The sequence below is a fragment of the Methanohalophilus levihalophilus genome, assembly GCF_017874375.1.
Lineage (GTDB): Archaea > Halobacteriota > Methanosarcinia > Methanosarcinales > Methanosarcinaceae > Methanohalophilus > Methanohalophilus levihalophilus.
In genome coordinates this window covers 591,190-608,956 of record NZ_JAGGLK010000002.1, presented here as the reverse complement: position 1 = coordinate 608,956, position 17,767 = coordinate 591,190, and the positions used below count along the sequence as shown (strand labels likewise).

The 17,767-nt window shown below is 43.8% G+C and carries 18 protein-coding genes, 1 tRNA gene and 1 pseudogene; 6 read left to right on the top strand and 14 right to left on the bottom strand.

The window, feature by feature from the left end:
• Positions 1-120: 120 nt before the first annotated feature.
• The 6 genes from J2755_RS06910 to J2755_RS06885 form a co-directional block, all read right to left on the bottom strand.
• On the bottom strand, positions 121-357 hold the full coding sequence (locus J2755_RS06910) for a DNA-directed RNA polymerase subunit H (protein ID WP_209681234.1): 237 nt from the start codon (positions 355-357) through the stop codon (positions 121-123).
• 43 nt (positions 358-400) lie between these two features.
• Positions 401-477: transfer RNA gene (locus J2755_RS06905), tRNA-Lys, on the bottom strand.
• A 225-nt stretch (positions 478-702) separates the two neighbouring features.
• Complete coding sequence (locus J2755_RS06900) at positions 703-1,938, bottom strand: adenosylhomocysteinase (protein WP_209681233.1); 1,236 nt, start codon at positions 1,936-1,938, stop codon at positions 703-705.
• 12 nt (positions 1,939-1,950) lie between these two features.
• The gene (locus tag J2755_RS06895; RefSeq protein WP_209681232.1) at positions 1,951-3,252 is read right to left on the bottom strand and encodes an amidohydrolase family protein; all 1,302 of its coding nucleotides are present in this window, start codon (positions 3,250-3,252) and stop codon (positions 1,951-1,953) included.
• A 5-nt stretch (positions 3,253-3,257) separates the two neighbouring features.
• Positions 3,258-3,899 carry an HD domain-containing protein gene (locus J2755_RS06890; protein WP_342591064.1) on the bottom strand — a complete coding sequence of 214 codons (642 nt, stop codon included), beginning with the start codon at positions 3,897-3,899 and terminating at the stop codon, positions 3,258-3,260.
• Positions 3,900-4,658, bottom strand: a complete 759-nt coding sequence (locus J2755_RS06885; RefSeq protein WP_209681231.1) for a 4-phosphopantoate--beta-alanine ligase — start codon at positions 4,656-4,658, stop codon at positions 3,900-3,902.
• Positions 4,659-4,810: 152 nt separating this feature from the next.
• Between J2755_RS06885 and J2755_RS06880 the strand changes: the two genes are divergently transcribed.
• Positions 4,811-5,206, top strand: a complete 396-nt coding sequence (locus J2755_RS06880; protein WP_245312754.1) for a DUF3795 domain-containing protein — start codon at positions 4,811-4,813, stop codon at positions 5,204-5,206.
• A 20-nt stretch (positions 5,207-5,226) separates the two neighbouring features.
• On the opposite strand, the gene J2755_RS06875 is transcribed toward J2755_RS06880, so the two are convergent.
• The 3 genes from J2755_RS06875 to coaBC all read right to left on the bottom strand — a co-directional run bounded on the left by J2755_RS06875 (position 5,227) and on the right by coaBC (position 8,372).
• On the bottom strand, positions 5,227-6,195 hold the full coding sequence (locus J2755_RS06875; protein ID WP_209681230.1) for a prohibitin family protein: 969 nt from the start codon (positions 6,193-6,195) through the stop codon (positions 5,227-5,229).
• A gap of 85 nt (positions 6,196-6,280) precedes the next feature.
• Positions 6,281-7,153, bottom strand: coding sequence for a pantoate kinase (locus tag J2755_RS06870; protein ID WP_209681229.1), 873 nt, complete (start codon positions 7,151-7,153; stop codon positions 6,281-6,283).
• 10 nt (positions 7,154-7,163) lie between these two features.
• Positions 7,164-8,372: a bifunctional phosphopantothenoylcysteine decarboxylase/phosphopantothenate--cysteine ligase CoaBC gene (coaBC, locus tag J2755_RS06865; RefSeq protein ID WP_209681228.1), complete on the bottom strand. Its 1,209-nt coding sequence runs from the start codon at positions 8,370-8,372 to the stop codon at positions 7,164-7,166.
• Positions 8,373-8,444: 72 nt separating this feature from the next.
• On the opposite strand from coaBC, the gene J2755_RS11555 reads away from it, so the two are divergent.
• The 4 genes from J2755_RS11555 (at position 8,445) to J2755_RS06845 (ending at position 11,572) form a co-directional block, all read left to right on the top strand.
• Positions 8,445-9,446, top strand: coding sequence for a Vms1/Ankzf1 family peptidyl-tRNA hydrolase (locus J2755_RS11555; RefSeq protein ID WP_209681227.1), 1,002 nt, complete (start codon positions 8,445-8,447; stop codon positions 9,444-9,446).
• A gap of 5 nt (positions 9,447-9,451) precedes the next feature.
• Entirely contained in the window at positions 9,452-10,015 is a 564-nt protein-coding gene (locus tag J2755_RS06855; protein WP_209681226.1) for a DUF7109 family protein, read from the top strand.
• Between the two features lie 34 nt (positions 10,016-10,049).
• On the top strand, positions 10,050-10,841 hold the full coding sequence (locus J2755_RS06850; RefSeq protein ID WP_209681224.1) for a 23S rRNA (uridine(2552)-2'-O)-methyltransferase: 792 nt from the start codon (positions 10,050-10,052) through the stop codon (positions 10,839-10,841).
• A 92-nt stretch (positions 10,842-10,933) separates the two neighbouring features.
• On the top strand, positions 10,934-11,572 hold the full coding sequence (locus J2755_RS06845) for a histidinol phosphate phosphatase domain-containing protein (protein ID WP_209681222.1): 639 nt from the start codon (positions 10,934-10,936) through the stop codon (positions 11,570-11,572).
• 51 nt (positions 11,573-11,623) lie between these two features.
• Here the strand turns inward: J2755_RS06845 and J2755_RS06840 are convergent, their stop codons facing one another.
• The 3 genes from J2755_RS06840 to J2755_RS06830 are packed head-to-tail and all read right to left on the bottom strand — an operon-like array spanning position 11,624 to position 13,729.
• Positions 11,624-12,169: an XTP/dITP diphosphatase gene (locus J2755_RS06840; RefSeq protein ID WP_209681221.1), complete on the bottom strand. Its 546-nt coding sequence runs from the start codon at positions 12,167-12,169 to the stop codon at positions 11,624-11,626.
• Positions 12,162-12,746 carry a Kae1-associated kinase Bud32 gene (locus J2755_RS06835; protein ID WP_245312752.1) on the bottom strand — a complete coding sequence of 195 codons (585 nt, stop codon included), beginning with the start codon at positions 12,744-12,746 and terminating at the stop codon, positions 12,162-12,164. The genes J2755_RS06840 and J2755_RS06835 overlap by 8 nt, the downstream gene beginning before the upstream one ends.
• Positions 12,743-13,729: a bifunctional N(6)-L-threonylcarbamoyladenine synthase/serine/threonine protein kinase gene (locus J2755_RS06830; RefSeq protein WP_209681220.1), complete on the bottom strand. Its 987-nt coding sequence runs from the start codon at positions 13,727-13,729 to the stop codon at positions 12,743-12,745. The genes J2755_RS06835 and J2755_RS06830 overlap by 4 nt, the downstream gene beginning before the upstream one ends.
• A gap of 111 nt (positions 13,730-13,840) precedes the next feature.
• On the opposite strand from J2755_RS06830, the gene J2755_RS06825 reads away from it, so the two are divergent.
• Positions 13,841-14,476, top strand: a complete 636-nt coding sequence (locus J2755_RS06825; protein ID WP_209681219.1) for a spondin domain-containing protein — start codon at positions 13,841-13,843, stop codon at positions 14,474-14,476.
• Positions 14,477-14,619: 143 nt separating this feature from the next.
• Here the strand turns inward: J2755_RS06825 and J2755_RS11550 are convergent, their stop codons facing one another.
• Complete coding sequence (locus J2755_RS11550; RefSeq protein ID WP_209681218.1) at positions 14,620-16,878, bottom strand: NosD domain-containing protein; 2,259 nt, start codon at positions 16,876-16,878, stop codon at positions 14,620-14,622.
• Between the two features lie 75 nt (positions 16,879-16,953).
• A pseudogene (locus J2755_RS11545) lies at positions 16,954-17,445 on the bottom strand (right-handed parallel beta-helix repeat-containing protein); the annotation flags it as partial.
• Between the last annotated feature and the right edge of the window lie 322 nt (positions 17,446-17,767).

Genomic DNA, 17,767 nt, shown 5'->3' with positions numbered 1-17,767 from the left:
GGTAGCACCCTCTTTAAAGTTGATAAGATATAGATAAGTCTGAATGAAGTATATTCAAAAAATCAAAACGTGAAGACCCAAAATAAAAAGTGGTTTTTAACAAATTGCAAGCTCCCTGCTTTAATCAATCACGTACCTGTAGTACATGGCTTCGCCTGCAGTCTCACTCTTGCGGGTGATTTTAACAACATCACCAACCTCCGCACCGATTTCCTTTACAACGGGATCAGCAGCCTTTATCTTTGGCAGGTCCTCTCTTCCAATACTGTAGTGTTTAAGAACAGATTTTAACTCATCCTCATCAGCTATTTCATGATGAGGTATTAATTCGTGATCAAGCAGGCTGAATGTACTCAAACCGTCTCCTCCTTAGAAATCTCCGGGTCACCCATGACAATTCTGGCGGGCTCGTAGGGATTTGAACCCTAGGCCGTCTGGTTAAAAGCCAGACGCTCTGCCTGACTAAGCTACGAGCCCACACTGATTTTATGCCACTGCAATGATGCCTCAATGCAGCGGCACTACAAAGATATTATCGTATTTAAGTGTTGTTATGACACGGGTTTGACTAATCATAGATTTGAAAAAGTTATCCAGAATTGGAACCGGAAATCTGCAAAAGATAATAAAGTCAGTAGATTCTTTACCGAAAATATATATACTGTTATTTCGACCAATTTACAAAGTGAAGGAAAAGCGGAATCATGTTCCGCAATCCCATCCACACATGTATTCAGTCTGTTTTGTTGAAAGTTTATCAATTTCTATTCCGAGAGCCTGCAACTTTAATTCTGCTACCCTTTTATCCAGATCAAACGGTACAGGATGTACCCCCGGAGCAAGTTCATTTTCTGCAATGAATCTCACGCATTGTGCCTGATCTGCAAAACTCATGTCCATTACTTCAGCAGGGTGACCATCACCGGCCGCAAGGTTAACAAGCCTTCCGTCAGCTAACACGTAAATGCGCCTTCCTTTAACATTGTATTCCTTGATATTGTGTCTTGCATCCCTGACAGAAGAAGACATGGAAATCAGATCTTCAAGGTTGATTTCCACATTAAAATGACCTGAGTTTGCAAGGATTGCCCCGTCTTTCATAACCTCAAAGTGATCCCTGTTCAGAATGTCGGTGTTTCCGGTGGTAGTAACAAAGATGTCCCCGATTTTAGAGGCTTCTTTCATTGTCATGACCTTAAAGCCATCCATCCTTGCCTCGAGGGCACGTATTGGATCGACTTCAGTAACAATAACATCTGCACCCAGACCGGCAGCACGCATTGCAGCACCTCTGCCACACCAGCCATATCCACCGATTACGACATTCTTACCGGCCACAAGAAGGTTGGTAGTACGCATAATGCCATCCCATGAAGACTGCCCCGTTCCATAGCGGTTATCAAAAAGGAATTTAGTCATTGCATCATTTACCGCAATAACAGGCATTTTAAGAGCACCGTCTTTTTCCATTGCTTTGAGCCTGTGTATACCGGTTGTTGTTTCTTCACAGCCACCAAGTATATTCGGGAGAAGATCAGTGCGTTCTGTGTGAAGTTTAAAGATGAGATCTGCACCATCGTCAATTGTGATGTCCGGAGTGATATCCAGTACGGAATCAATTGCCTCATAATATTCTTCATTTGAGCAACTGTGCTTGGCGAAACACCGGATATTGGATTTTTTATCCAGGGCAGATGCAACATCATCCTGGGTACTCAGTGGATTGCACCCGGAAATAGCAACTTCGGCACCTCCCGCAGCAAGAGTCTCTACCAGAACTGCGGTTTTAGCTTCAACATGAAGTGCCATCGCAACACGGTGACCCTTAAGTGGCTTCTCTTTTTCAAACTCTTCCCGGATTATCGCCAGAACAGGCATATGGTTTCTTGCCCATTCTATTTTCAGTTCACCAGATTCAACTAATTCCTTATCGGTCATAAAATTCCTCACTTAGTTATCGCAATTTTCGCAAACCAGTCTCTTAGAGATGGCAGTTGCATTCTTCAAAACTTCATTTTCATCCATGGGTAAAACTACACCATCTTTCATAAGTAGCTGCCCATTCACAATGGTTGTTACCACATCGCTTCCCCGTGCAGAATATACCAGATGTGAGGCAACATCGTATAAGGGGGTAAGATGAGGTTGATTCATATCTACAATTATCAAATCAGCAAAATTGCCTTCCTTTAACATTCCTGCCTGTATGCCAAGAGCCTGTGCGCCATTAACTGTTGCCATTTCCAGAACTGTTCGTGCATCAACAACGGTTGGATCCATTGAATTTACCTTGTGCAGGAGTGCTGCCATTTTCATTTCTTCAAACATATCGAGGTTATTGTTGGAAGCACAGCCATCAGTACCAAGGGAAACATTGACACCCCTATCCAACAACTCAGGAACTGGGGCAATACCAGAAGCCAGTTTCATATTGCTCACAGGATTATGGGATACGTTCACACACCTGTCCCTGAGAATATCCATGTCGCCTCCGGAAAGCCAGATACAATGAGCTGCAAGAACATCTCCATCAAGGAATCCTGCTTCATCCAACATATTTACTGAGCACATTCCGAATTGCGTTTTCATCTGGTTAAGTTCAGCTTCGGTTTCAAGCACATGGATATGGACCTTCACATTATCCTTGCGTGCCTGTTCCCTTACACGAATCAAAAAATCTCGTGAGCAGGTATGAGGTGCGTGCGGTCCGTACATGGCAGTTATCCTGCCATCTGCAGCACCATTAAATTCACATACAAAACGCTTACCTTCCTTAAGTTCATGTTCTGCTTTTTCCTTATCTCCAAGATCAATCATACCGTAGGAAAGGGCAGCCCTGATTCCACATTCCTCAACAGCCTTTGCAACATTATCCATGTGGATGTACATATCCGCAAAACAGGTTGTTCCGCTTTTGATCATCTCTAAACAGGCAAGCTTTGTGCCAATGTAGAGATCTTCTGGAGTTAACTTTGCCTCAACCGGCCAGATGTGATCTTCCAGCCATGAAGACAGAGGTAAATCATCAGCATAACCACGAAGAAGAGCCATTCCAGCATGAGTATGTGTGTTAACCAAACCAGGCATTACAACCATACCTTTAGCGTCAATCACATTCTCCGCAGAACCTTCGTAGGAATCACCCACGTATACTATTTTGTTGCCATCAATCGCAACTTCACCATTTCCCAGATCCCCTTTTGAGGGATCCATTGTCAGGACATAACCATTCTTAATCAGGATATCAGCCATGAAAATCACTCTACACTCCGCTCTTTCCTCAGTTGCTCAAGGAATGTTTCCATAATAATCAGCCTTTCTTTTGCAATCTCTTTTGAGGTATTGGTATTCAACCTTTCCATTATTTTGAATGGTTTCCTTTTCATATAATCCTCAAAACCATCAAAAGGATCTTCCATGTACGCATTCATGGAAGTTTCCTTAACCGCACCTATAGTGTGCCTGAGCCCCCTCAAGGCACCCATTGAAACCAGTGACCTGAAGATTCCCACCGCACCAAGGGCATCCAGTCTGTCCGCATCCTGCAGGATACGGCCTTCGAGGGATTCAGGCGTAAGCCCCCTGCTGAAGCGATGAGTACGAATACATGAAACCACGTGCTCGATTGTTTCTGAATCAACGCCCGTATCATGAAGGAAGTCACCTGCAATTTCCGCGCTGTAAACTGCATGATCGCCGCCTTCCAGATGCTCCCTTACAACACCAACGTCATGCAAAAGGGCTGCAAGCTGGACAATACGAGGGTTTCCGCCTTCCGTGTTCGCAATTTTGAGGCAAAGAGCTTCCACACGCTCAACATGTGACATGTCGTGGCTGCTTGGTTCATCCTTCAGCACTTCGGCCACAAATGAGCGGGTTTTCTCAATCAATTCTTCCACTTAAAGCACCTCATCCGCCATATGCCGGAGATTTTCGTTTATTGCAGCCAGTGATTTCTTAAGAGTTGCCTTGTTGTCATAGGATTCAACCAGCTTTTCCAGTTGCTCCCGATCCCAATCCTGCATTTCAAGTGCAGCATTCGCAATCCCATCAAGTGCCCGGACAACGTTATCCACAATACTAACAGTCGCTGTACGGGAAGTGCGGGACAACGGATTCAGATCGATGGTTATCACTTTCTTGCCCATATTCACAAGGGTTTCACACCTGTCCCCATCCTCAAGCGGAACAACCACAACATCCGCACTGAAAATACCATCACTGTCAACGGTTCCACGGCCATGAGAAAGAGGCAACTTCTCATCCCCTTTTTCTCCAAGAACCTCGGTAGCTCCATTGTCTTTCAGGTGGTTGATAATCCGGTTTATCCTTTCATCTGTTCTGTGGAAAAGGTTTACTTCAAGGGGTGCACCGACAATTCCGGAAAGGCGTATCATCTGTTCCGGAATCAGGGCTGCCGTATTTCCGTTTACTGAAATAATCGGTTTTTCTGCCAGAATCAGCATTGCAGCAGCTACCGTCTCTGATTTTTCTGCAAAGGCATTGGTTTTTTCCCCGAGAAGATAATCAAAGCACTCCCCCCTTCCCTGGGCTATAAGTCCCTGCATGCTGGTAATTCCAAGATTCACGCCCTCAACTATACGCTCTCTTGTCAAGAGGGAAAAGTAGCGGGGATGGTTTTCCGGGATTTCTGTCAAGAATTAGCACCTCGATAATACAAAATTGATTCTCCAGAAAATGCTGGAAAACATGGATACCTGCAGGAAAGATTTGAATGTATTTGTATGTTTCTTAAAACAAATAAACATTATCAGGACACTTTTAACAACTAAAAGGAAAAAGACATATTATGAAATTATCCCTGATTGCGCCCTGTGGCATGGATTGCGGTATTTGTTATGCTCATTTGAGAGAGAAGAACAGTTGTCCTGGATGCAGGCTTTTTAATGCAGATGAGCCAATCAGCATTGCCAGTTGCAAGATCAGGAACTGCGAATTGGTTAAGGCAGGCAAAGTGAAATACTGCTTCGAGTGCAGCAATTACCCCTGCAAAAGACTGAAAGCTCTGGATAAGAGGTATCGAACCAAGTACAATATGAGCGAGATAGAGAATCTTGAATTCATTAAGGAAAATGGAATCAGGAAGTTTGTGCGGAACGAAAAAGCAAGATGGACCTGTCCCGAATGTGGCGGTACCATTTGTGTGCATAAGGGAAGCTGTTCCAGTTGTGGAAAAAAGAAATAAAAAATGAGAGGTTAATCCCCTCATTTGGAAGTATCAAGTATCAGACCCTGATCTGTCGGGACAATCATAGTCTGGATTTCTTTTCCTTCAAGCATCTGGACGTACTTGTAACTTATCAGATCCGGATTCTTGGAGAGTTCCTGATTAAGTATCCTCAAAGCCTCAGCTTCACCTGTTGCACGGATGATAGTTGAATTTGCAACACCATTTGCTTCGATTATTTTCCTCTCGGCTTCAAGCTGTTCTTTCTGCTTCACGAAAACCATTCTCTGGGCATCCTGGTCTGCCTGAAGTTTCTGCTCGATGGCCTCCGCCACCCTCTCAGGCAACTTGACATTTCTTAGAAGAACCTCTTCTATAATTATGCCGTCTTCCTTAAGGGCAGCCTCCATGCTATCCCTCATCTGTGTCGCAACCATTTCACGCTGCTCCCCATAAACTTCCAGAGCAGTCCTGCTGGAAACAACTCCACGGATTTCGGACTTTATTGTCGGCCTTATGATTTTTTCCGCATAGTTTGTACCCAACCGCTGGTGTATAGAACTGGCCTCGTCTGCCATAAGCCTGTATCTTACAGTGATATCCATACCAAGAGTCAAACCTTCACTTGTAAGAGCGGTAATCTGATCATCACCCACAATCTCTCCCTCAGTTGTCCGGGCACTCATTGTATAAACTTCACTTCGGACAGAATACTTGGTTACGGTCACCCAGGGAGGCACAATATGCAATCCTTCACCAAGTTCGTCTTCCTGCACACCACCAAACTGGCTGAATTTGACACCGACTTCTCCAGCCCCTATTGATACAAATATTGAGCCAAATAATACTGAAACCACAATCAAAGCTGCAAATACTATTGCAAGAATGCGGAAAATTTGCCCTGCCACAGGCGGAATCCCTTTCAGCTTTATCTCAGACATATCAAATTTCGGGCGATCATCACCCAGATTGATTGAATCCATATCGATTTCATCATCAATTACCATTGTTTAACCTCTACAAATTATTTAATCTCAAAAGCTCTGCTGCGGACTATGAATATGATGTAATATAGTCCTTTGTAAGAATGATTCAATGAGTTCCGGAAACTTTGCTACTGGATACAGCACCAAATTCGGAAAGAGAATCAAGAACTGCATCTCTGCAATGCTCATCGGAAATTGCGAAAACAGAGTCTCCAAGCATTGCCTGAGATGCCAGTCCACCAACAGATTGAACTGCTTCAATCGCGTCTTTGGCTTTGGTGCTTAAAAGGTCTATTTCTAAAGAAAAATCATACGAAGCTTCCATGAATCTCTCGATATCAGGATAGTCCATCAGTTTTTTCATGGCTTTATTTCCAGCCTTGTTAATGCACTTCACAGTTGCAGGATTGCTGAGAACTGCCTTTGTGGAAATATTTCCGAGGACAACATAATGAACTTCAAAAGAAGAGCATGGAATTCGGTCAAGTTTCCCGGTTGTTGTAAGGGGTCCGGGTGCCTTTCGTATCACTGCACCACCATAAGCCTGAGCTTCCACATCCCCCAGCCCTCCGCCTTCAAGGACTTCAGCAACATGTACTTTCTCCACAATGTCATTCTGGGAAAGACCCAGTGAAAAAAGTTCATTTAGGCCATATCCAGTGCTTAATGCACCGGCAGCTGATGCACCAAATCCGCTACCAATCGGGATTTCCGAATTCGACGAAACCCTGACAGGAGCATCAATAAGAGATTTCACGAGATGCGAAGTTACCGGAGCATTCACTAACGAGCCATTCAGAAAAACTTCTGAGTCTTCTGCTTCCGGCAATGAAGTCACAGTGGATGTCAGGCCTTTATCCAGCACAAGACCGCACCCAATAGTACCTTTCAAGCATGGATTATCATCTTCATGAATAACAAAAAAACCGGTTATGTGCCCCGGCGCAAAAGCTGTTGCAGTAGTAACTTTGGATTTCATCCTACCGCCTTTATTTTATCAAATCAGCGATTTTCCCGATTATTGTAGTTGCAAGTTCACGCTTAGAACCGCTGTAGCACGAAGTAGAATTGGATTCAACAAGGAAAATGGAATTGTCATCCGTACCCATTCCCTTTTCCGCTACATCGTTTGCAACAACAAGATCGAGTCCATAGCTCTCCAGCATAAATGATGCAATGGCTATCAATTCCTCAGAAGTTACACCTGTTTCGGCCTTAAACCCTACAGCCAGCATATCAGGATACTCGGATTTCACTGCAGCCAATATTTTTGATGTGGAACGCAGTTTCAGGTTTAATTCATCACCTGATTTGATCTTGGAACTTGAAGGACTTTCAAGTGTATAGTCGGAAATTGCAGCGGCACTTATGAATACATCATACCCTTTCCGGAGTTCATCCATACAGGCATCCAGCATTTCAGCTACACTTTCCACATAAACCTCATTAATACCTTCAGCGCCCAGAAAACCCCGGTGTACAATAGTTACATCAGCACCCTTGCGATACGCTTCTCTTGCAAGTTCCATTCCTGTTTTCCCGGATGCACGATTGGTAAGAATACGAATTGGATCTATGGTTTCGGCAGTCGCACCCGACGTGATCAGAACACGCTTGCCTTTGAGGGTATCTCCTCCAAGAGTCCGCTCAACTGCCAGCACAATGTCATCGTTTGAAGCAATTTTGGCAACTCCTTCTTCGATGAGAGGGCCTACAATGCCGATGTTGTACTTTTTCAGCTTATCAAGATTATCAGTAACTGCCGGATGATCATACATTGACTGGTGCATTGCAGGAACTACTAGCACAGGTCTGTTACTTCCGATTGCAGTAGTCGCAAAAGTGGTTACAGGAGTGTCATCAATTCCGTATGCAATCTTGCCGATAGTATTGGCTGTCGCAGGTGCAATAAGCAGAAGATCGGCGTTGCCCTCAAGTCCGCAAAAACTGACGTGTTCAACTCTACCGGTAATATCCGTGACTACGGGATTACCTGTTGCATAGTGAAGAGCATCGGGATGAAGTATCCGGGTTGCAGCCTCACTCATCACAGCATAAACATCTGCACCGTTGCGAATCAACTCCCGGGCAAGCTCCACAATACGAACTGCTGCAATGCTTCCGGTAACTCCGATTACAATTGTTTTCCCGGAAAGGCTCTTTCCATTGTTTCCTTTAATCCAGTGAGTAGAATGCATAGACGCTCCAGATGGATATATAAAAGATGCATATTATAAAAGGATAGGTCGGTGGGAACCAGGAGATAAGCAGTGGTACAAAAGAATTTCATGAGCCAGGTTGGCGGAATGATTGACCGTTACTCCGGAAAAGATGAGCTTAATCAGGAAATCGAGACTCTGCAATCAAGAGTTCTGGAAATGGAAATCGATCTCCGCCGTCTTGAAAAATGTGAGCGCAAACTCAAAGTCGCTGTCAGTGACCGACAGGTTGCAGAAGAAAAACTAAAAGCTGCCCGGAAGAAAATTGAGACCTTTGAGCACGAATTTGAAAAGCATCAGGAATCAGAGGATGAAAGTATTCCCATGGCCCGCACGGAAACTGTAAGTTCCAATCGGATGCGGGATATTTTCGGGGAACTGGCTACTCTCAAAGGAGAGAAAGAACAGTTTATCACGTTACTTGTTCCTCCGGAAATGGACCTGAAATCCTTTTCGCAATACAGGGATATTGAATTGCTCATTGATCCTGAGACTCTCAACACAATTTCAAAGACTAAAACTGAAACCGGATTGGTTCTGTTCTATGATCGTCCCGGAATTATCAGGGAGATATTCCTGCCACCTGTCCCTGTTAAGGCACCTGAATTTGCTATCGCGGATCAGTTTGACACTGAAAAAGCGGTATTTGATAAAGAAAACTTACGAATGCTCATACTTGCAGCACATGCGGGCGAAAGTTTACTCCTGCTGGCATCAGAAGATGAAGAAGAGGAAAGCCGGCTCATCAGGAGCAGCGTGAAAGCCAAGCACGGCAAGGGTGGCTTCAGCCAGAGACGTTTTGAAAGACTCAGGGATGAAGACATTGTGCATCATGCTGAAAAGGTGAGACAATCCCTGATTGAAATTCTGGGACAGGCAGAAAATCCTGATTACATGATTCTTTGCGGTGACCTGCTTCTGGCCGAAGAAATCGTTAAAGGAATCGATTTACCGGTAATCCCGATTTCCAGAAAAATCGATGCGAAAATTGATCCAAAGGATTCCGGTAAACTCATCAAGGAGCTTCTTGCCTATCGCAGGTACAGGTTGTGAAAAGCATGATCAGTGAAGAGGAAATCGTTGGCATTTTAGATGCTCTTGGAGCTGTAACCTTTGAGGAAATTAAAGAGATTGTCCACGAAATAGAGTTCCTGAACGAAGACGAAAAAACAATTGAAGAAGAACTTGAAAAGCTCTGCAATAAAGCAAAATCCAAACACTGGATTGAAGTGGTGAGCTACGAGGAAATTGAAGACATGTCTCCAGAAGCAATGGAAAATCCTGAGGAGGAGTTTTTCATATCGGGACCTGATGCTTTCCCGGAGTATCCAAAAAAGCTCAGTGAAGCACTGGACATCCTGAAGCTCCACAAGAGGGAACTTGATCGGGAAAAGCTTATTCACAGATTTGCACGACGCCTGAAAATGCAAATTACCCGGCTTTCAAACAAAATAAAAGAATCTCCTGCTGATGGAGAGACTCTGGAGAAGCTGGACAGGCAGTACAGCGATTTACTAAATCTCTATTATGATTACGATTCCTGGATACCGGAAGCTTTTGCAGAACTTGAGGAAGATGTGCTTAAATTGGGTTCGAAGCTGGAAAGCCTTAAAAATGCATAAGCATTTATAGTGTCACCTAAAAGGATGACGCATTATGGCAAGGGACAGAAGGGATCATTATTACTGGAAAGCCAAGGATGAAGGCTACAGATCCAGAGCAGCATTCAAGCTGCTTCAGATTAACGAAAAATTCCATGTTATTAATGAAAAAAGCAATGTGGTAGATCTGGGAGCAGCCCCGGGCGGATGGCTTGAGGTCGTAAGGGATCTTACCAACAAGACTGTTGTAGGTGTTGACCTTCGTCCAATTAAGCCCATCAATGGTGTCACAACCATTAAAGGCGATATTACAGCTGATACCACAATTGCAAAAATTGTAGAGGTAGTTGGCGAAAATGGCGTTGATACTGTAATATGTGATGCAGCTCCAAACCTCTCAGGAAACTGGAGCCTTGATCATGCAAGATCCATTGATCTCGCTACTTCCGCCTTGGAATGTGCTAAAAAAATACTCAAACCAAACGGACATTTTGTTGTCAAGGTATTCCATGGGGATATGTTCAAGGATTACCTTGAAGAGGTTAAACAAAATTTCAGCTATGTAAGATCATATTCACCAAAAGCATCACGTTCCGAGAGTGCGGAAATGTATGTAATTGGAAAGAAATACCTCACTGCCCCACTTCGCAAAGGTGACGAGTTTGATGTTGAAATTAAGAAACTCGGATCCAGTGGAGATGGTGCGGTTCTGGTGGATACTTTTGTTGTTTTTGTCAAAAACGTGGAACTGGGGGATAAAGTCCGCATCAAAATAAAGGATGTCAAACCCAACTTCGCTTTTGCAGATGTCATTGAAGAGCTCGATGAACTGCCGGAAGAAAAATGATTCCTGAATCTGAATGAGCAAGATTTGACACTGCCACAAGCCTAATATCCTACAAATCATAAAAGCATCCAGTAACATCCGGAATGATTCTCATGATAGATCTTCACACACATACAATTTTCAGTGACGGAGAACTTATTCCCAGCGAACTCATTCGCAGGGCTATTGTGCAAGGCTACGAAGCAATCGGCCTTACTGACCATGTGGACTATACCAACGTTGAGCATGTACTGAAAAGTGTGCAGAAAGCGAAATACATTGAAAAATCCTATGATATAAAGGTTCTTCCGGGAGTCGAAATTACTCATGTGCCTCCTGAGGAAATAGCACCTCTTGCTAAAATGGCAAAGGAGCTTGGTGCTGAGATTGTTGTGGTACATGGAGAAAGTCCAGTTGAACCTGTAGCTCCGGGAACAAACGCTGCTGCCACAAAATGTCCCGATGTGGACATTCTGGCACACCCCGGTTTCATAACCGAGGAAGAAGCCAGAGATGCAGTGAAAAATAATGTTTTCCTGGAAATAACAGCCCGTAGCGGCCACAATCGTACCAACGGCCACGTTGCAAGAATCGGGAAACTTGTTGGCGCAACCATGGTAGTTGATACTGATGCTCACAGTCCATACGATCTTATAACTGATGAAATTGCTTTGAAGGTCGTAATGGGAGCGGGACTGGAAGAAAAAGAAGCACGTCAAGTGCTTGAAAATTCCAGAAAATTAATCAAATAAAGGCAATTTCCTGCCTTTTTATTCTGTTTTATTATTCCTATTTATTGCATTTCAGTCAAGCCATTCGAGGAACTTATCCAGAGCACGGCGCCTGTGGGAGATCTTGTTTTTCTCTTCATCTCCAATTTCACCGAAAGTCTGTCCTTCATACTCAAATATCGGATCATATCCGAATCCGCCCGTGCCTCTTTCTTCATAGGCAATTTCCCCTTCAACTACCCCTGTAAAGGTAACCGGCTCTTTCCCTGGTTCACAGTACCCAATTACTGACTTAAACTGAGCCCTTCTATCGGTTTCATCTTCCATTAGTTTGAGGACGCGTGGATTCCCAAGATTGTTTTCAACAAAAGCAGAATAAGGACCGGGAAATCCATTCAAAACAGTAATGAAAATACCGGAATCGTCAACCATTACTGGCATTTTGAGTTTTTCCGCAACCAATTTCGCCCCATATGCTGCAATTGGTTCCAGATCATCTTCCTGCAACTCGGGATATCCGTCTTTGTTCTGGATTGCTTCAATTCCACGCTCTTCAAGCATAGCTTTTACTTCCCTGAATTTGCCTGCATTTCCGGTTACAAATACTATTTTACGCATATCTACCCCGCTTTTCAATTTCTGTGACTCTTGTCAGGATTTCATCCGCACTTTCAAGTTGCTTTCGATACCCTTTGCGAAATGCCTCAATTAGCACTTCATGATCTTTGTGTGAACTTTCAAGGGTCTGGAAAAGAACATGAACATCCACACCTTTATCCTCAATGTTACTACTCACAAAAGAAAGACCGAAATCTATCAGGTAAATGCGCTCACCGTTCCAGATCATGTTTGAAGTCGTAAGATCACCGTGGATAATGTTACCGCCGTGGAGTAGTCCAATAACCTCACCGATCTTTTCACACATTTCCGGTGACATCACTTCCTTTATGGGCTGACCCTCAATGTATTCCATTTCAATGGTAAAACCGTAAACATCATAGAGAATGGGAGTTGGAACTCCTGATCTCCGGGCTTCGGAAATCAGTCTGGCTTCCGCACGTGTACGTTCCTTTCGAATTTTCTCATCGAGCATTTCCACACGATAACGTTTTGGAATTCTCTGCTTGATTACACGACCATCCTGAATCCGCACTACGGCTTCCGCTCCCTTAGGTAGTAAAATGCTCTCACTCAAAGCCAGGTCACCTCCACGGAATCCGGCCTGAAATCAGGATCGACATGTGAATTTGCAACTTCAATTGTAGTTCCTGATTTATACATGAGTAATCCAAGGTATGCAATCATGGAACCATTGTCTCCCATGAAACGTTTTTCCGGAACATAGAAAGAAGCACCCCTGTCCTCGCACATGATGTTCAACATCTCCCGCAGACGGCTGTTAGCACCAACGCCGCCTCCAAGCAAGACCTCGTTTTTACCGGTGTGTGCGAGAGCGCGTTCTGTAACTTCCACCAGCATTGCAAATGCGTTTTCCTGAAATGAGTAGCATACATCTTCAATTGATGAGTGCACAAGTGCATCAGTTGCAGCCGTTGATAAACCTGAAAATGAGAAGTCCATACCCTTTACAACATAGGGCAGAGGAACATAAGATGCTGCTGCCGTAGCAAATTCTTCAACCTTCGGACCTCCAGGATGGGACAGACCTGCATTGCGGGCAAATTTGTCAAGAGCGTTGCCGATTCCAATGTCAAGTGTTTCCCCGAAGATGCGATACTTGCCGTTACGATATGACAGAACCTGTGAATTCCCTCCGCTGACATACAGAACAACCGGATCTTCAGCAGGAGTTTTCCATCTTCCCACTTCCACATGAGCAAGGCAATGATTAACACCAACAAGAGATTTGTCAAGGGATAACGACAGCGCTCTTGCAGCGGTTCCCACGGTTCTCAGGCAGGCTCCAAGCCCGGGACCCCGAGAAAAGGCTATCGCATCGAGATCTTCAGAAGAAATACCTTTTTCGGCAATGTTCTCGAACAGCTTTCGAATCACCTGCCCCGCATATTGTGCATGGTGTTGAGCAGCTTCCCGTGGATGAATACCACCTGTTGGTGGCCTGTATGTATGAGTTACCTCATCAATAACGTCATTTTCGTCAACAACTGCAGCACTTAAGTTCCATGCAGTTCCTTCAATCCCGAGAACAAATGTCAATATCAAATCTCCTTTGCAGTAATGAGGGGGTGGATGATATTAAATTTACTGTAAAAATAAAATGAGAAACATTTATGTAGCAATCTAACACCATTAATTATGGGGTATAATATGAAAAAATTAAACCTACTATTAGTTTTAGCAGTGGTAACACTGGTGGTAACCGCCTTTTCCGGATGCGTTGAAACCGAACCGGAAGTTGAAGAGCCAGCAGAACCTATGACAGTTCAGGTTACAATTGAGAATGTGCACGATGCACAACCAATCTCACCAGGACTTGTTGTGGTCCACACTACTGAAGGAATCCTCGACTTCGAAGGAGAAATGGCACCAGAAGCCCTTGAGCCTCTGGCAGAATACGGCAGCAATACCCAACTTGCAGAGTACCTTGAAGGAATGGATGGAGTCGAAGAAGTCGTCACATTTGATGCACCAATCCTTCCGGGAGAATTCACAACTGTCGAAATTGCACCCGGTGAAGAATCACTGGTAAGCGTAATCGGAATGGCAGTGGGAACCAATGACGGATATGCACTGGTTGACAGTGTTGCCGCATCCGGCATGCACAATGCAGTAATCTATGATGCAGGTACCGAAGAAAACGAAGGTCTCATGTGTGGATTCGACTGTGGACAGCCGGACCCTGCAAGAGGCGAAGAAAATATTGAAAATGGAAATCCAACAGAGGAAGTAGTTGCAGTTCATCCCGACTTGATGGATGATTTGATGCACGTTACTTTTGAGTGATTCCTTTTCTTTCCTTTTTTCTTTTTTGATACTCCTCTGAACTGAAAGTCTTGTATTACGCAATATGTTGTCCAAAATATAGTTGGATTGTGGCTTGCTTGAACATCAATTTTGCTTTTCCATGACAAAATTAATTGGATAATTTAGTGTTTTCTCTTTTTCATAGCAAACAATGAGATAAGCACAATTGCCGAAAGCAAGAGGCTAAATCCGGGAGTTGCTTTCGAGTCAGGTAATGGATCATCTGCGGAACTGAGATCTTCCACAGGTTTCTCACTAAATACGGATGAAGGAAGCGCATCCTCCCCAACAGTAACTCTACTCATTGAAATCGATATTGCAAATGGTGAAAATCCCGGAGTCTTCGCTTCAAAGTAAATATATTTGTCATTCTCATCTATTTGAATGGTGGAAAGTTCATTCCACTGCCCATCATTGTAACGATAAAGTGCAATGGCTGATGCCTCAATGCCGTTTTCCAGTAGCCATTCCTTGCTAACCCTGAAACCGATAACTGCATCTTTGATCTTGTCGTCACCAAAGGCTGCATTGCCAACCCAGATGTTCAGATTCTGGTATACATTGCCCGGAACTGGTGAATCCACAAGTGCGGAAGTATTTTTGAGAACCTCAATAATTGTACTGATCTGCCCCGTATTTGAAACACCCCTGAACTGAACATAGGAGATGTTGCACATTTCTTCCTTAAATTCATAGAGAGAAACACCGTCAGCAACTACAATTGATAATTGAGCATCTTTCGCCAGAATATTCTCAAAGGATTCACCAGTGTTACCGCCCCCTCCTCCGCCACTACCGCCGGACTTTGCACTGCTTGAAGCTGGCGAATCTGAAGAACTAACAGGTTGTACTAGAGGCAAATAGTCGATGTTAGTTCCAGAAAGAGTATAGTTTAAGTCACAAATGCCGTCACCATTCGCATCCGTAGTATTGACCTGACTAAAACCCGTACCATCAGGTTTAAGCCAGTAATTGCCTCCGAGGTGAGATCCTCCTGCGATGTTCGTGCCTGCGGTCTTTGTGATATTCCATTGATTCCCGATATTGGTTCCTTCAAAAGCGGTGTTGTTTGTATTGTTAAAAAAGTTGTTATAGATGAGATTGTTGCTAGAAGATAGCAGGCCAATACCGTATTGAGTATTGTTTTCTGCCGTGTTGCCGGTCAGCGTGTTGTTGTTGCAGAAACTCCACAGAAGGATTCCGTTTTCTTTATTGTAGTTCGCCGTGTTGTTGGCCAATATGTTGCTATTGCTGGAATCCTCCAGCCAGATGCCGTCATATTTATTGTAGCTCGCTATGTTTTCGGTTAGCTTGTTGTAAATGGAATCTTCCAGCCAGATACCGTCATATTTATTGTAGTTCGCTGTATTGTCGGTCAGCTCACTGTCACTGGACTTATACAGACGAATGCCGTAGCTATTATTGTTTGCCGTGCTGCCATCCATCGTGTTGTCGGTGGAAGAAACCAAATAGATGCCGATGAAATTATCTTCTGCCATGTTGCCACCCAGCGTGTTGTAACTTGACTCGTACAGAAGGATGCCTGAAGCCCATGAACCTGAAGCCCCGCTGACATTGAAACCGCTTATGGTAACATCATCTACATTTGAGACATTGAACACATGATCATTTACATCTGCAGCAATGACATGAGTGACGGATGCTCCACCAGTTGATGTAAGATTTACCGTCTTGTTTACAACGACATTTTCAGTGTATGTACCTGGATACACGAGAATAGTAACCCCCGCAGAAGCATTGTTAATTGCGCCTTGGATGGTTGTGTAATTGTTGGACCCCGGAGCATCAGTTACATTCAGGAGGAGCACTGGTCCCTTTGTCAGAGGCAGCTGGTCGGTATTATTTACATCAAGATAATAGGCTGAATCACAGAAACCGTCAACATTCACATCCGTATCGTTAATCTGGCTAAAACCGGTACCATCGGGTTTAAGCCAGTAATTGCCTCCCAGATATGCCCCACCCGCTATGTTCTTACCTACAGTCTTTGCGAGGTTCCATTGGTTACCGGTATTTGTTCCTGAAAAAATGAAGTTGTTAGAGTTGTTGAAAATGTTGTTATAGAGGAGATTGTTTCTAGAAGAAAGCAGCCCTATGCCGTAACCATTATCTTCTGCCGTGTTGCCAATAAATGTATTGTTGGTGGAATCGTTCAGAGAGATGCCGTCGTCTTCATTGTAGTTCACAGTGTTGCTGGTAAATGTATTTTTGTAGGATCCATCCAGCCATATGCCATTGTATCCATTGTAATTCACCGTGTTACCTTTCAGATCATTGTAGCTGGATCTGGACAGACGAATGCCATCTTTTTCATTGTAGTTCACAGTGTTGTTGTACAACGTGTGGTTATCGTTGTACACCTTGTAGGGGTTGATGCTGTAGGCACCCCACAGATAGATGCCGACATCATTGTAATTCACCGTGTTATTTTTCAGGGTGTTGTTGCTGATAAAATCCACCAGAAGGATGCCGAAACCATCGTTATTGTTCACCGTGTTTCCATCCAGCGCATTGTGACTGGAAAGACGCAGAAAAATGCCGTATCCATTATTATTGTTTGCCGTGTTGTCGATTAGATTGTTGTCGCGGCTGGAGTCCAGATAGATGCCAAGAATGTTGTTTGATGCTGTGTTGTTGGTCAGTGTGTTATTGCTGGAAAAATAGAGCTAGATGCCGTAACCATTGTTTGATGCTGTGTTATTGGCCAGCTTGCTGCCGATTGAAGAATCCAGATGAATGCCTGCTTTGTGATAGTCAGTAGCTCCGCTAACATTAAAACCACAGATTGTTACCTCATCAGCATAAACAGTGAAAACATCATCTTCTGTAGACGATGCAACTACATGTGTGACTGAAGCTCCACTTGTTGAAGTAAGGTTTACCGTCTTATTTACAACGACATTTTCAGTGTATGTACCCGGATACACAAGGATTGTGTCCCCTGTAGCAGCAGCGTTGATTGCAGCCTGAATTGTTGTGTGATCCGCTCCACCAGAATCGTCCACATTAATGGTCTCCGTTGCTGCAGAAGAACCTGTAAGTAGAAGCAAAATAACTACTATTCCAAGAATTCGGGTAACAATTGGAGAAGAAGCAGATCTTTTCCCTTTTTCCCCTTTAAATAATTTAATAAAATGTATGAGTTTGATAGTACCACCTACCACACAAATTTTGTGTTTTGATCCTAACACAATAAATCATTTTTTGTACGGATAGAAATAATGAATTATACTATAAAAAATATGTTAT

Bases quoted from the DNA above. Each gene is read 5' to 3' on its own strand.
- J2755_RS06900 (WP_209681233.1), bottom strand. From the start codon at position 1,938: ATGACCGATAAGGAATTAGTTGAATCTGGTGAACTGAAAATAGAATGG.
- J2755_RS06895 (WP_209681232.1), bottom strand. From the start codon at position 3,252: ATGGCTGATATCCTGATTAAGAATGGTTATGTCCTGACAATGGATCCC.
- J2755_RS06880 (WP_245312754.1), top strand. From the start codon at position 4,811: ATGAAATTATCCCTGATTGCGCCCTGTGGCATGGATTGCGGTATTTGT.
- J2755_RS06875 (WP_209681230.1), bottom strand. From the start codon at position 6,195: ATGGTAATTGATGATGAAATCGATATGGATTCAATCAATCTGGGTGAT.
- J2755_RS06870 (WP_209681229.1), bottom strand. From the start codon at position 7,153: ATGAAATCCAAAGTTACTACTGCAACAGCTTTTGCGCCGGGGCACATA.
- coaBC (WP_209681228.1), bottom strand. From the start codon at position 8,372: ATGCATTCTACTCACTGGATTAAAGGAAACAATGGAAAGAGCCTTTCC.
- J2755_RS06855 (WP_209681226.1), top strand. From the start codon at position 9,452: ATGATCAGTGAAGAGGAAATCGTTGGCATTTTAGATGCTCTTGGAGCT.
- J2755_RS06850 (WP_209681224.1), top strand. From the start codon at position 10,050: ATGGCAAGGGACAGAAGGGATCATTATTACTGGAAAGCCAAGGATGAA.
- J2755_RS06845 (WP_209681222.1), top strand. From the start codon at position 10,934: ATGATAGATCTTCACACACATACAATTTTCAGTGACGGAGAACTTATT.
- J2755_RS06840 (WP_209681221.1), bottom strand. From the start codon at position 12,169: ATGCGTAAAATAGTATTTGTAACCGGAAATGCAGGCAAATTCAGGGAA.
- J2755_RS06825 (WP_209681219.1), top strand. From the start codon at position 13,841: ATGAAAAAATTAAACCTACTATTAGTTTTAGCAGTGGTAACACTGGTG.